General features: G+C 61.1%; 12 protein-coding genes. 2 read left to right on the top strand and 10 right to left on the bottom strand.

The window, feature by feature from the left end:
- Positions 1 to 18: 18 nt before the first annotated feature.
- The 5 genes from bglB to ACZ9IL_RS08350 form a co-directional block, all read right to left on the bottom strand.
- The gene (gene bglB, locus ACZ9IL_RS08370) at positions 19 to 1,092 is read right to left on the bottom strand and encodes a beta-galactosidase BglB (protein WP_476003092.1); all 1,074 of its coding nucleotides are present in this window, start codon (positions 1,090 to 1,092) and stop codon (positions 19 to 21) included.
- Entirely contained in the window at positions 1,089 to 2,027 is a 939-nt protein-coding gene (locus tag ACZ9IL_RS08365; RefSeq protein WP_476003091.1) for a hypothetical protein, read from the bottom strand. Before ACZ9IL_RS08365 ends, bglB begins: the two co-directional genes overlap by 4 nt.
- A complete protein-coding gene (locus tag ACZ9IL_RS08360; RefSeq protein WP_476003090.1) occupies positions 1,963 to 3,552 on the bottom strand; it encodes a hypothetical protein in 1,590 nt (529 codons plus the stop codon). Before ACZ9IL_RS08360 ends, ACZ9IL_RS08365 begins: the two co-directional genes overlap by 65 nt.
- 506 nt (positions 3,553 to 4,058) lie before the next feature.
- Positions 4,059 to 4,766, bottom strand: a complete 708-nt coding sequence (locus tag ACZ9IL_RS08355) for an oligogalacturonate-specific porin KdgM family protein (protein WP_476003089.1) — start codon at positions 4,764 to 4,766, stop codon at positions 4,059 to 4,061.
- Between the two features lie 425 nt (positions 4,767 to 5,191).
- Positions 5,192 to 5,671 (bottom strand): branched-chain amino acid transport system II carrier protein, encoded by a 480-nt coding sequence (locus ACZ9IL_RS08350; RefSeq protein ID WP_476003088.1) that lies wholly within the window; start codon positions 5,669 to 5,671, stop codon positions 5,192 to 5,194.
- Between the two features lie 13 nt (positions 5,672 to 5,684).
- On the opposite strand from ACZ9IL_RS08350, the gene ACZ9IL_RS08345 reads away from it, so the two are divergent.
- Positions 5,685 to 5,939, top strand: a complete 255-nt coding sequence (locus ACZ9IL_RS08345) for a DinI family protein (RefSeq protein ID WP_033132477.1) — start codon at positions 5,685 to 5,687, stop codon at positions 5,937 to 5,939.
- Positions 5,940 to 6,066: 127 nt separating this feature from the next.
- On the opposite strand, the gene ACZ9IL_RS08340 is transcribed toward ACZ9IL_RS08345, so the two are convergent.
- The 5 genes from ACZ9IL_RS08340 to dcuC form a co-directional block, all read right to left on the bottom strand.
- On the bottom strand, positions 6,067 to 6,822 hold the full coding sequence (locus ACZ9IL_RS08340) for a DUF2927 domain-containing protein (protein ID WP_476005325.1): 756 nt from the start codon (positions 6,820 to 6,822) through the stop codon (positions 6,067 to 6,069).
- A 72-nt stretch (positions 6,823 to 6,894) separates the two neighbouring features.
- Positions 6,895 to 7,398, bottom strand: a complete 504-nt coding sequence (locus ACZ9IL_RS08335) for a M48 metallopeptidase family protein (protein ID WP_476003087.1) — start codon at positions 7,396 to 7,398, stop codon at positions 6,895 to 6,897.
- A 149-nt stretch (positions 7,399 to 7,547) separates the two neighbouring features.
- Entirely contained in the window at positions 7,548 to 9,191 is a 1,644-nt protein-coding gene (locus tag ACZ9IL_RS08330) for a hypothetical protein (RefSeq protein ID WP_476003086.1), read from the bottom strand.
- Between the two features lie 485 nt (positions 9,192 to 9,676).
- Entirely contained in the window at positions 9,677 to 11,323 is a 1,647-nt protein-coding gene (locus ACZ9IL_RS08325; protein WP_476003085.1) for a bifunctional metallophosphatase/5'-nucleotidase, read from the bottom strand.
- 102 nt (positions 11,324 to 11,425) lie between these two features.
- Complete coding sequence (gene dcuC / locus ACZ9IL_RS08320) at positions 11,426 to 12,778, bottom strand: anaerobic C4-dicarboxylate transporter DcuC (RefSeq protein WP_476003084.1); 1,353 nt, start codon at positions 12,776 to 12,778, stop codon at positions 11,426 to 11,428.
- A 316-nt stretch (positions 12,779 to 13,094) separates the two neighbouring features.
- Here dcuC and ACZ9IL_RS08315 point away from each other — a divergent pair, with 316 nt between their 5' ends.
- A complete protein-coding gene (locus tag ACZ9IL_RS08315; RefSeq protein WP_476003083.1) occupies positions 13,095 to 13,700 on the top strand; it encodes a DUF922 domain-containing protein in 606 nt (201 codons plus the stop codon).
- The last annotated feature ends 22 nt before the right edge of the window (positions 13,701 to 13,722 follow it).

Here is a 13,722-nt window from a genome sequence, read left to right as displayed (position 1 = left end):
TTACAACACTAAAAACGGTTACGCCAACCACTGACCCTGCTCCAGCTCGAGCAGCAGCAACATCGTCAACGCCTGGGCATAGGGCACGGGCGCCATGGCAATGTCGCAGTAGTACTGATGATCGTGGCCAATCATGGTTCCCTTGGAGGCGTCGAGGACGATGCCATCCCCATCGATGCGCTCCCACACCGCCCGGGCCGCCCGCAGGGCGGGCTCGATCACCGAGCTATCCAGCAAGCCCAATCGGACACCGCGCAGCATGCCGTAGGCGATCCCCGCCGTGGCGGAGGATTCCTGCGGTGAATAGGGATCGTCGAGCACCGTGTGCCACATGCCGTTGTCGGCCTGCAGTTCACACAGGGAACGCACCTGGCGCGCCACGACCTGGGTGAAGTAGCGCCGTACGCCGGCGTCCAGATGCTCCCCCATCAGATCGATGAACTCGGGGATGGCGACGGTGATCCAGGCATTGCCCCTGGCCCAGAACGCCTCGGCGAAATGATGCCGATCGAGGTAAGTCCAACCGTGATACCAGAGTCCGCTTTTGGGCTCGCTCAGGTAGCGGGTGTGCAGCAGAAACTGATAGACGGCCTCGTCGATCAGATCCTGTCGCGCCAGCACGATCCCGGCGGTTCCGAGGAACAGGCAGGTCATGAACAGGGTGTCGTCCCAGAGCTGGCCGGTATTGGGCTGCTCCTTGACCACGTGCTGAAATCCGCCTTCTTCGGTTCTGGGCAGGTTGGCGAGCAGATCGTCAGCCCAGGCGTTGACCGCTTCGCGCAGATCGGCGCGGCCGCTGTGACCCGCCAGCAGTGCCAGGGTGATCATGGGGGCCGTGGTGTTGATCTGCATGGCGGGCAGTCCCTTGGCGATCTGTCCCTCATACCAGGCCAGCAGGGAGGCCTGCAGCTCGGCGTCCCCCTTGTGTTCGGCATAACGCCAGAAGCCGTAGAGACCGACGCCGACCTCCCACTCCCACTGTTCGAACTGGATGGACAGGCCCTGGCTGGCCGTCAGCTCACCCATGCCTTTCAACTGGCAGAAGCCATGGACCACCCGCTCCAGGGTGGGGATGAGTGCTTGCGGTTTCATTGTGCGTCTCCACGATAGATCACGATGGGATCGGATCCCGCCTCGGCGGGGAAGGTGTGCGAGACGCCATCGATCTGGCAGTCACCCTGCCAATCCAGCTGCATCAACGCTTCCTGTGCCGTGCGGGCGATGGCGGTTTCTCCCTCCAGATGGATCTGCAGGGTCGCCATGCGCAGACAGAAGGCCGCAAAGGCCGCTTCATCGCCATGGCCGACTTCGATATACCAGGCCACCTGACGGGCGTTGGCGCGGTATTCGCAGCCCGCCGTCATGCCCTCGGTCACCGCCTGCAGCGGAGCCGAGCAGCCGATGACGGCGAAGGCATTCCCCGCCCGCACTACACAGCTGTGGGCTGTGGTGATCACCTGATCGAAGGCGTCGCCCGGCAGATAGAGGTGGGTCCAGGGGAAGGGCTCGTCCTCGGCCAGTCGGTAGAGCTGCAGGACGCGGTTCTCCACCTGCATCACCCGCGGCAGCACGCCGTTGCCAGACCAGTAGGAGGGGCGCTTCTCACCGCCGGGTTCGGCCTCGCCCGGGTGATTGACCCAGAGCTTGGCGTCATGCCGGGAGGCGAACTGCAGATCCACCAGATGCTGTTGGTGACCCCGCTGGCCGCTATGGTGGTCAACGCAGCTGGAGAGGCTGACGCCGGGCTCCTTCCAGACGACGATCTTGCCGCCGCCGCACTGGTAGTGGGCCGACAATGCCCCCTGGTGCAGGGTTGCGTAACGATCGGTTTCTACCGGTGGCTGGTAGTCGCTGGCGCAGAACAGCGGCAGGGAGGCACACTTGCGGTTGTACCAACCACCGCCCCAGGCGACGTTGCCGTAGGCCGACAGCTCGGTGAGCACGCCCGCCAGCAGTTCCTTCTCATAGACCCGGCCCATGGTGCCGGTGGCGATACCCGCCTGGTAGTGCAGGGCGCTCAGCCGCATCAGTCGATCGATCAATCCCTTGGCACGCTCGCGCACCCAGGCGTCTTCTGCCAGCTGGTAGAGGGCGAACAGACCGATGTAGTCGACCGGGTAGTAGGGGGCCCGAATTCCACTCGACGAAGCCGTGCTCCTCGATGGCGTCGAACCACAGACCCAGGCGCTGGGCGGCCAGGGCGCGTTGCTGCCCCCCCTTGCGGCCGGAGGCCAGGAACAACGCGTCCGGGAACATCTGGCCAGCCAGATACTGGGCGGCGTGGAAGCAGAGAGTGTGGTTCTCGCTCCAGAACCACATCACGTCGTTGCCCGGCTCATCCAGCCAGTAGCGGTAACCGAGGATGGTGGAGCGCATCCGCCGCCACAGGGCGGCCGGGAAGTGTTCTCCCTCGTGCTGGCGCCAGATCCAGAGCAGGGGCACCAGGGAGAAGTCGGAGCAATCCTCGCGGGCGCTGATCCGTTTCAGGGTGTCGAGCAGCAGTTGCTCGGCATCGGCCCCAATCTCGTCGCTGTGCAACATGGCCAGCAGGCGGGCGGTCCGCTCCATGCCGTGCTGCGCAATATGGCGCAGCGCCTGTTGCTTGCGAGCCTGCAGGCTGGTCGTGGTCTCGGCCGCACAGGGCTCGGCCATGAGGTTGATGCCGAAGCTGCGGTTGAGGTGGACGCCATCACAGCTCAGGGTCAGGACTACCTGATAGTGAGCCGGGCCGATGTCGGCGGGCAGGGTCAGGGTCAACGTCTGGCTGTGTGCCGCGAGTTCGCCGAAGTCGACCCGGCGCGGCGTGAAGTTGTCGTTGCCCATGCCGTGGATCTCGCCGTGCAGGCGGATGGTGCGGGCAGGGGAGGCGTCACCGAGCCGGATCCGTACCTGATTGTTCCGGGCCGCGAGCTCTGGCCGCATGCCGGTGGCCAGGCGGGTCAGATCGTCGAGCACGGGAGCCGCGATGCCGGGCAGGGAGACACCCAGTGCTACCTCACCCAGATAGACGAGGCGCAGGGCAAAGATGGTATCGCGCTCGAACAGCTCTTCCAGATGGATCCGCAGGTTGTTCTTCCCCGCCCGCAGTGGCAGCGCCACGTCGAGGCTCTGCATCTTGTTGCGAGTGAAGGGGGTAAACTGGGCGACGGCCACGCCATCACACCAGAGCCGAGCACCGCCACAGGTCGACAGCCGGAATGGATAGCAGCCTGCTTCGGCGGCGTGCAGCTCCACCTCCAGCCAGCGCTGTACATGAAACGGCTGGCGCTTGAAGGAAGAGAAAGAGACGACGTCTCCCTCTCCGGAAAAGCTGACCTGAGTCATTGGCAGTGCTTGTGCCGGATCCACTTCCCGCTCGGCCATCTGCTGGCGGAAAACCCGCCGGCAGAATGCATCCTCTTTCGGTCCCCCACCATTCTGGAACCGATAGTCCATGGTCATATCCATGGCTTCGCCGGTGAAGAACTCGGCGAATCGCTCCTCACGGGGAGCGGAGACACAAAAACGAGTGAGTGCCGCATTTGGCTCGAGCACCCAATTTCCAAGCTTCATACAATACTCCTTGAAGCTGTTATTTATATTGATGTACCGACCACCTTCCGTTATTAATGAGGGGGTCGTTCAATATTGAACAGATACAATGATTAGGCGGCAGTGAGTCTCATCTTGACGAGATGATATTAACTGCCCCCTTAGACATATCTTTTTACGACTCGTTCAGCGGTTCATCCCGAACTGTGATCCGAATAACAAGTTGAAAACTTGCTTCCCAAGATATTCCCTGAACCCAGGCATAATGACGAATAGCAGCAGGCAATATGCTGTGAACAAGTCAATGCTGGATAAAGGTTCATCTTGTGAACCATTGCACGTATTCAATAAAAGCCATGCAGGGTTTGGAATAAAAGGATTCATTTAATTCCTGTTTATCCTGACCTGGTAGAAATTAGTTTTGTACGGTGATGACTGTCAGCACCTTATGAAAATCTGGTTCTAATGGCTCTTTAATGTCAGATAGCGTGCGACGCTCATGGGTCTTGTTGGAATGAGTGGGCAGATTAGAATATGTACTCAACCCCGACCCGCCAGCGCCACTGCCAATCATTGGGGTAGGGGCTATCATCGGTCGGATCGTTGTAAGAGACGTAACCAATCTCGGTAAACGGACGCCAGTTCTTGTTAATGGGGACGCGGATGGTGACGTTGTTCAGATAGGAGTACTCCTCACCATCGAAATCGGGATAGTCGAGCTTCTTATATTCGAAGTCGTAAGCGATGGACCAATTTTCCGCGTTATAGCCGAGATAGTAATTCAGCTGGAAATAGTGGCCATTTTCCTTGTTCATTTCGTCAACGTAATTACGCTGACCCACCCGGAAACGAGCAGCAGTATAGAAATTCTGATTGAACCAATATGTCGGCTTGAAGTGAACGCGCAGATCCTGCACATCATCCGTGATCTCGGTATTGAAGCCGGCTTCCCACCACCATGTATCGTTGGGTTTGGCAAGGTAGCTCAAATCATATTCGGTCCCCGTGGTGTGGAGTTCATCGAATGCCCCTTCTCCCTCACCCCCGCTGGTAAACTTGGACTCGACGCCAAAGCCCCAGCCATTATCGAAGCGATGTGATACCACCAGACGGTCGCTCTGTTGATCCTGCTTCTCCAGGAACTCATGGCGATAATTGAGGCTCCATGCATTGGCATTCATGCTGGTGAGCGCCGAGCAGACGGCAATGGCGGCACATGCGAATTTTAACTTCATACCTTTCGATCAATCCTATGAAACGGCGGCTAATGGTGGTCCAGGCCAGATGACGCGCCATATGGTTTTCAATCTGGCGTGGACTCATTAAGGATCGTGTTTGAGCAGCAGATCATGGCAATGGTTGTGAAGCGCAGGGCGGTGTCAGAATCAGGTACCGCCTGAGCCCATTCAATGCAATGAATTCAATTTTTCAAAACGACGGTTCAAATATACTTTGGTTGATGTTTCATTTGCAATGAGAGTGATGCGATTGCACATGAAAAATGAGAGATTTATCTATTAAAAATGAAACGATGTTTTCATCTATCTCAATTTGGACTTTTTTGAGCCCTGTCATGGCATCATCACCGCAGTGGAAAGAAGGCAAGGGCAGGAGGTTGAGCGCCAGTCATGAAAAGACCCAAAATAGTCTGTCATGGTCGCTATCGCATGAGGCTGCCACCAGCGGCATCAGCTGATCGGTGAGGGGTGATGCGGTTCGATCGGGAATTCATTGGTTCGTCATTGCTTGCGAGGAGGATGACGAGGGAAAGCGGATGACTCAAGAAGACGGTTTGTCGGGAGGGGGAGAGGACGCTCGGAGTCGAGACTGCCCCCGGTAGTGTTGCAACGAGCTTATCAGCTCTCCCGCTGCACAGAGTGGTTGGCGTTACTGCTGAGGCCGTCACAGACTCACGGCCGGGCAGTCGATCATAGATGGCGGCCAGCATCAGCCCCAGCAGTGAGGGCAGCAGCCAGGCCAGACCCTGCTCCGCCAGCGGCAAATGCAGGCTCCACTCGGGTAGCATGCCGGCCAGTGCGGCGCTCTTGATGCCGTCGCTCATGCCAAACAGCAGGCTGATCAGCATGGTCGGGTGCTTTACTTTTGACGATGACTGTATAAAAATACAGTTATAAATCATGGAGAGCTATCCTATGCGCCTGGAAATCATCATCGACAAAAAACATCAGATCCCCACTTCGACCATGGAGGCGCTGCGGCAGGAGTTGCTCAAGCAATTAGGCGAGCCGTTTCCCGACCTGCATGTGCGGGTCGCGCCGGGCAGCGCCATGGCGCTGACGGTCAGCCGCGCCAGCAAGGAGGACAGGGAGCGGGCGGAGGCCATGGTGCAGGAAGTGTGGGAGAACTCCGACAGCTGGATGCCGGAGGCGGAAAACGCCGACGCCTGAGTCGGTGTCTGCACCAGATGTGCGGCACTCTTGAGATCAAAAAACGCAGCCAGGGGCTGCGTTTTTTGTTGCTGGCGACGCCAATGTCAGTGGTGTCATGCAGGGCGCGGCAACGCCGTCGGCTCGTCTATAACCCGGCCCAGCGCTTGAGGCTATCTTGCTGGACTCGCTGGTTGGCCTGGGCGATGTCGCCGTTGCTGCGCAGGGTCTTGATGGCGATGGGCAGGGCGTCGCGCACCTCGTCGGCGGTCATGCCCGCATGCAGGGCCGGGTGATAGGCGAGCTTGAGCAGCACGTAGTCGAGTCCGGTCGGGAAGCTGTCGACGCTGTGATCGTTGAAGATGGAGGGAAATACCTTGTCCGAGTCATTGGGCAATCCCATGATCTGGGTGAGCTCTTCCACCACGCAATCCAGAAAACGGCCCTTGTCACGACTGTAATCCACCGGAATGATGACGGTGGCGCGGGTGATCTCATGGGCGGCATTGGTGGCGAAGTTGGCCAGGCAGATCCCCTCCTTGAGGGCGATCTTGACCGAGCCATCCTGGCCTATGGTACGGCTGGCCCAGCTCGCCATCTGTTTGTGCCGGGTCATGATGAGGGTGAGATTGGGGTTGTCATTGACCAGCCGGATGGGTTGGCCGGTGATCCTGGCCAGATGCTGGCTCTGGATCCTGACCACTTCGGCCTGCAGCGGCTTGTCGCCAAATTCGTTGATGAGCTTGAGGCGAATGGGGGTCTGCCAGCGAGAAAAGCGCACCTGCTGCTCATGGCCGTATTCCCGCTTCATGGCGACCTCGAAGAAGCTCTGGATCAGGTAGTCATCGCTCTGCCAGCGCTCGGCGGCGAGGGCGGGCAGGGACAGCAACCACAGACCCAGCATCCGGCAGATCCAGACGAGATGGGCAGAACGATGTCGCCATGGGTTCATGTCGCCTCCTTGCAACCAAGGGACTCAGCTCCTGGCGCGCTCGATGTCACGCCAAGTGAGCCAGAGCCTGAGATCAAACTCCAGTTGATGATAGTCCGGTTCCATGTGCTGGCAGAGCTGGTAGAAGGCCTTGTTGTGATCCTTCTCCTTCAAGTGGGCCAGCTCGTGCACCACTATCATCTTCAGGAAGGCGGGATGGGCCTCCTTGAACAGGGCGGCGATGCGGATCTCGTTCTTGGCCTTGAGCTTGTTGCCCTGCACCCGGCTGACATAGGTGTGCAGGCCGAGGGCATCCTTGATCACGTTGATCTTGCCATCGAAGATCACCTTGGAGAGGGGGGAGGAGCTTTTGAGATAGCGGTTCTTCAGCTCCATGGTATAGCTCAGCAGCGCCTTGTCACTCTGGACGAGGTGACTGTCGGGATAGCGCTTGGCCAGCATGGCGCCGAGCTTGCCCGCCGCAATCAGTTGCTGCACCTGAGCCTTGAGCGGGTCCGGATAGCCGCCCAGATAGGTCAGTTCCGCCATGATTCATCAGCCTCCAGGCTAAAAAAGAGCGTCATTGTAGTCAGGATGCGCCGGTTTGAACACCGCAGGTCTTCTCTCTGTGCCCGTATCGCTGATGAAAAGGGCCGTCATCGTTGCCAATGACGGCCCTGCTGTCAGAGTGTGCTACTTCAGCGACGGCGATACAGGCCGGGATCGACCTCTTCGTAGTGCGCCGTCAGGTATTGATAGAAGGCGAGGCTGGAGGGGGAGCTTGGCTGCTTCAGCTCGGCCGCGATCCGCTCCGGCTTGGCGATGATGAACTTGGGATTCTGGCGTTTGAGATCGGCCAGCACCCGCTCGCGCACGTCGTAGGGCGGGTTGACGTTGGCAAAGAACAGGTAGGCGGACGCCGGCTGGCGATCGGTCCACAGATAGTATTGTGGCTGGATGCCGTCGACCCAGATCTTGTCGCTCGGGCTGGTCTCTGCCTTGATCCTGTCGACTCGTACCTGCGCCGGCGGATTGAACGGCTTGCCCTTCAGGGTACCCTCCCAGGCATTGTTGAGCAGCAGCGCCAGCATGGCCAGCGAGGCGAGCCAGGGGGTGGCACTGCGCACATCCCAGGCGCGCCACAGGGGCACCAGGATCAGCACCGGCAGGGCCCACAACAGGCTGTTGCCAAGCACCTCCCGGACTCGTTCCAGCGACCACTCCTTGGTGCTCCAGCCGTAGCCGATCTGTTGGGCCAGCAGCCAGCTGGCGGTCAGTACCACCAGCGAGATGCAGAGCAGGCCGAGGGCATCGGTCTGCTGCTCGCTGCGGTCCAGCAGACAGGCGAGCGGCAGCAGGCCCAGCGGCAGATAGAGCACGTCGTAGTGATCGAATACATGGCCGGAGACAGAGTTGGCGACCAGAGTGAACAGCACCCCGAGCAGGGTGGCGCACAGGGCGGGCAGATACCACTCCTGTCGTCTGCCCAGCATCAACACGATGAAGGCGGGCAGCAACATGACGAGACCGGTGCGCAGCAGGCCGACGGCGCCGACCTCCGGCGAGAAGCCGTTGCCGTAGCTGCCCTCGAAGAAGATGCCGAAGGCGTAATACTGGAATTGTGCCAGCAAGCCATGGTGCTGGAAGTAGGCAAACAGCGGGCCGCCGACCAGCGCCAGCCCCAGCAGGCTGGAGAGGAGCAGGCCAAAGGCGCAGCGCCACTGCTCGCGCAGGCACCAGTGGCAGAACAGCACCAGATACCAGGCCCCCCAGAATGCGCCGTTGTTGGTGCGCATCCAGGCCACGATGGCGAAGGTGATGGCCGCCACTAGGGCCGGTCCCCAACTGAAGCGCTTGTCCAGCAGCATGGTAATGAAGGCCCACTGGGCGATGAGGGCCAGATAGAAGGTCCAGTCCTCGGTCATGTTGCCGTAGTAATAACGGGTACCGTAGAGCGCAAGCAGCGCCAGCATGCTGCCGAGCCGCGCCCGCAGGGAGAGGCCGAGCTGGGCAAAGGCCTGCCAGCTCGCGAGCAGCCCCAGCCAGCACAGCACCCACTCCAGCAGCCAGATCCCGAAGAAGCCACCCATCCCGTAGCCGAGCGCATCGAGGGCGAAGATCATCGGACCCTTGATGTCGATCATGTCCCGATAGAGCACGCCGCCTTCGCTCCACATCTTGCCCATCACCGCGAACAGCGAGGCATCGAAGCCCGGCGCCATGCCATGAACCAGCGGGTTGCGCAGGCAAAACAGCAGCGCCATCAGGGCGGTGAGCAGGACCACCAGTGGTTTGAGCCCCGGATTGTGGCGTTGTGGGGTAAAACGGATGCTGTTATTCATGGATGACCTGTGGCTGCGGGAGAAACGAAAAGCGGGCCTATCTTGCCGAGGCTAGCAGCTCTATGCAATGGGGTGGGGGGATGTGCTTGAAATAATTTATAAAAGTATCGTTTTCAGTCCCTCACGGGGAGACGAAAAGCGGGGCCCAGTGTTGCCGAGGCTGGCAGCTCTATGCAATGGGGTGGGGGGATGTGCTTGAAATAATTTATAAAAGTATCGTTTTCAGTCCCTCACGGGGAGACGAAAAGCGGGCCCAGTGTTACCGAGGCGCTCATTTCCTATGCATTTTGGTAGTGAAAAATATTGATGCGCTTAAATGGGTGTCGTTTTATGTTGCTAATGCCCTATCTAACCTCCCCATTCTGCTGATGGGGCGCTGTGTGGTGGTTTTTTTGCCTGCCATCGTGGCCAGGGTCGTCTCGTGGGATAAGGCCCTTCCCCCGCATGGGGAAAGGGCCTCTGCCCATGGAAACCACGGGCAGAGCCTAGCCGCGATATTCCACCAGCGCCGGCAGGGGGGCGAGCTCGGGCAGATAGCGAGCCCAGCGGATAAAGGCATCCGCCAGGGTGATGCCGAGCTCCTGATTGTGCTGGGTCAGGGTGCGGGCCAGCGCGGTGTAACCCTCCTTGCCGGAGGCGGTGTAGGCGCTGGAGACCCCCCGATAGACGGTATCGGCCTCGACGGCCTGCCACTGTCCCGGACTGGCTTCCCACTCGAGGCGAGTGATCCGGCCCCCTTTGGGCATGTCCGCCTGATAGCAGAACCGGACTCCGGCGGTATAGGGGAAGCTGCCGCTGCCATTGCCGACCACGCCGTTGTTGGTGGCGTTGTCGATGGCTCCCTCCAGTGCCTCGGCGAGCTCATGGCCATGCACCCGGTAGAGGGTGAGCGGAATGGCGAAGGGCAGCAGGCGGCCGGCGATGTCCGCTTCGCTCAAGGGGCCGGGTTCGAGTGAGCAGCGCACGCCGCCGGCGTTGTGCAGCGCGAAATCCACCTGACCCACCTGTTCGCGGGCGGCGGTCAGCATGGCCTGGGCCACCAGCGGCGCCACCTGGCTGCCGGTGGGCAGGACCGCATCGGGCAGGCGCTGATGGTGCAGTGGCCCGGCGAGCCGGGTCACGATGCGGCGGGTCATGGTCTCGAGCTCGGGCCGATAGCGTTTGGCCAGATGTTGCTCCAGCGCGGGGGCCGGCTCGCAGAAATGCAGCCCGGCCGGCGGCGTCGAGGCGAAGGGCCAGGGTTGCCAGGGCAGCCATTCGAGTTGGCCGGCGGTGCGTTGCACTCGGCCATTGTCGTCAAATTCCAGCTCGCACACCCCGAGGCAGAGCGCGCTGTGGGCGGCGTGCAGGATGGCGACCCCCTCGACCATCAGCGGATAGCTGCCTTCACTTTGCAGTCCGAGCGGGGCCAGATCCCCCAGCTGGCTGTGAGTGTGGCCGCCGACGATGAGGCTGAGCTCCGGAAAACGGGCGGCCAGGCGCTTGTCCTGCTCGAGCCCGAGGTGACTCAGCAGGATGATGTGATGGATGCCTTCGGCCTGGATCTCCCTGAGGGCGGCGGTGAGGGTCTGCTCGATGCCGTGAAAATGGGTGTGGGCATCGGGGCTCGCGATGGCCGCCATCTGCGGCAGGGTGATGCCGAGCAGGGCGAAGGGCACGCCGTCGATGAGACGCTTGTGCCAGGGACGGCTGGCGTCATGCAGCCGTGGCAGGCCGCGCAGTCGCAGCGGGGCGTCGGCAGGCTCCTGGCTGCTGTCGAGATTGGCGGCCAGCACCGGGAAATCGAGCTGGCGCAGAAACTCCACCAGCGGGCCGTTGCCGAGATCGAACTCGTGATTGCCGATCACCATGGCATCGGGTCGCAGCAGGCCGAGCAAGTCGGCGTTGGCCCGTCCCTTGAATCGGTTGAAATAGAGCGAGCCCTGGAAGGTGTCACCACCGTGCAGCAGCAGGCAGCATTGGCCTGCGGCCGTGGCTTGCTGGCGCAGAGTCTCGAGCCTGCTCAGGATGCGGGCATAGCCGCCGCACTGGGTGCGCCACTCGGACTCGCCTGCGGGGAGGAAGCGCATGGGCGCGCCATCGAAATGGGAGTGGCAGTCACTGAAGTGGGCAAGTTGAACCGTAATACTCATCTCGGTCCTCCTTAGAGAAAAAAGAGCACCGAGTCTACTCCAATCACGGGGAGAGATACCAGCCCGGCGAGGTGCCGGGCTGGTGGCAGATCTGGCGGGTACTTAAGCGGGGACCATGATCTGGGTGGCGAGGATCACCACCACCAGGCCGACCGCAACCGGTACCGAGGTGCGTTTGACCACCTCGAACGGCGACAGATTACCCATGCCCGCACAGGCGACCACCACGCCGGACACCGGCGAGATGGTGCGACCCAGGTTGGAGGCCTGCAGCATGGGGATGACCAGGTAGGCGGGGTTGACGCCGAGGCTGGTGGCGAGATGGGGAATAAGCTCCACGAAGGCATAGAAGGGCGCATTGCCCGAGCCGGTGGTGAAGGCCGCCAGGGTGGTGATGACCACCAGCACCAGCATGATGACGATGCCGCCGGTGCCGAAGCTCTGGGCCAAGTCCAGCAGGTTGGCGATGAAACCAAGCCCCATCAGCCCCTGGGCGAAGACCCCGGCACCCACCAGCAGCATGACCACGCCGGCGAAGGCATCGGCCATGTTGCGCCAGCACACCTGCAGACCGTCCAGCAGCTCCTTGCCATTGCGCTTGCGTACCAGCTCCAGCAGGGCGGCCAGCACCAGACAGATGACGATGATGGTGACGATGTCGAGCTTGGGTCCGACTTTGCCGTCAAACAGCAGCACGCCGATGATGGGGGTGAACGGCAGCATGGCGTAGAGCGCGGGGGCATCGGTGATGAGATCGCTCGGGGCGACGGGCGCATTGTGCTCGCCAGACTTCTGGTCCAGATAACGCTGCCAGAAGAAGTGGGTCACCGCCATGGCGGCGATGGCCACCAGCGAGATGGGCAGGGTCAGCTTGAAGGCGAACTCGATGAGCTCCATGTTGGCGGCCTGGGCGGCCATCACCACGTCCCCCGAGGTGGGGGCCAGGATGATGGCGGCCGGGGAGGCGCACACCGCCGCCGCCGCGCCACGGGAGATCCCCATGTTGACCATCAGCGGGAACAGAGTGGCCATCAACAGCACGCCGAGGCCGGTGGCGGAGCTCACCGCCAACGACATGGCGCAGGCGACCAGATAGGCGGCGACCAGCAGGATGTAGGGGGACTTGATGATGCCAAGGGGCTTGCTGGCCAGCTTTACCAAGATGGTGTTGGCACCGATGTGGCTCATGTAGCCGGCGAAACCGCACAGCACCATGATCAGCATGCCCAGGCCACCGCCACGGTCGACCAGCAGGAAGCGCACGTACTCGAACACGTCGGTCGCCACATGGCCGGTGGAGGCGACGCTGGCGGGCAGCACGGCCTTGCCCATCAGGGCGGTGATCGCCAGCAACAGCAGGCCGCCGCTGAGCAGCACCCCGGTGGCCGAGTAGCCCTTGAAGATGTAGCGACCCACGGCCAGGGTGACCAGGGTGCCAATAAGGAGTTCCATCATAGAGTAAGTTCCTGAGTACGGGATAACGGTGGTCGATGCCCGAGGTCAACCTGGCGAAGATCTGACCAGCGTTAACCTGCTTTGACAAAAAACGTGCTGATTATTATCCCAAAAGTAGTATTTTTCTTTGATCTACCTCCCCATCTGCAACACTGTCCCCTGGCTAAATGTGCGCGGCCCGCACCCTTGTTGCGACGGTGTGATGACAGCAGGTGACAGCGCCCGAGATCGCGGTTAATCTCCCATCCTGAGTATTAATTCATTGATTCTTAATTGAATTCACGCTGGGACTCACAAGAGGCAAGGCTGCGGACAGATGGGACTTTTCAGTAAGACAGGCGTGGTGGCGGCCTTGATGTTCGCCGCCTCCAGCGGGGCTGATCCTTCCCATTATGCCGGTGTCAGGCTCGCCCCCGACATCAAGGTCGATTTCCAGTTCTATCGGGTCTCCGGCCCCGACGTCGCCGCCGTCATGGGCCAGATTGCCAAACAGGAAGCCACTCAGGCCGGCGGCCACATCGGCAGGGCCAGCTATCAGCTCTCCTGGCAGTTGCAGACCACGCCGACCGCCACTCGCTGCGAGCTGGAGCAGAGCGGTGTGACGGCGCGCATCCAGGTCAGGGTGCCGAACTGGATGGACAAGGCCAAGGCCCCCGCCGCCGAGCGCCAGCAGTGGGACAAGCTGGTGGCGGCCATGTTTGACTACGAGAGCCGCCACAAGGACATCCTGTTGGAGAGCGTCAGCCAGCTCGGCACCCGGCTCGCCCAGTTGCCGGTGACGCGCGATTGCGCCGCCTTGCAGTCGCAAGGCTGGCAGGAGGGGCAGGCGGTGCTGGACAGCATCCGCGCGCGTTTCGCCGCCCTGGCGAAGCAGACCGACGGGGGGCGCAAGCTCGGGCTGAGATGGCCGACGGCGAGCTGACTCGCGATTCTGAGGATGAAAA

Source organism: Aeromonas sp. TECH754 (genome assembly GCF_056279295.1).
The sequence above is the reverse complement of the archived record's forward strand: the minus strand, read 5'-3'. Positions and strand labels throughout refer to the sequence as shown.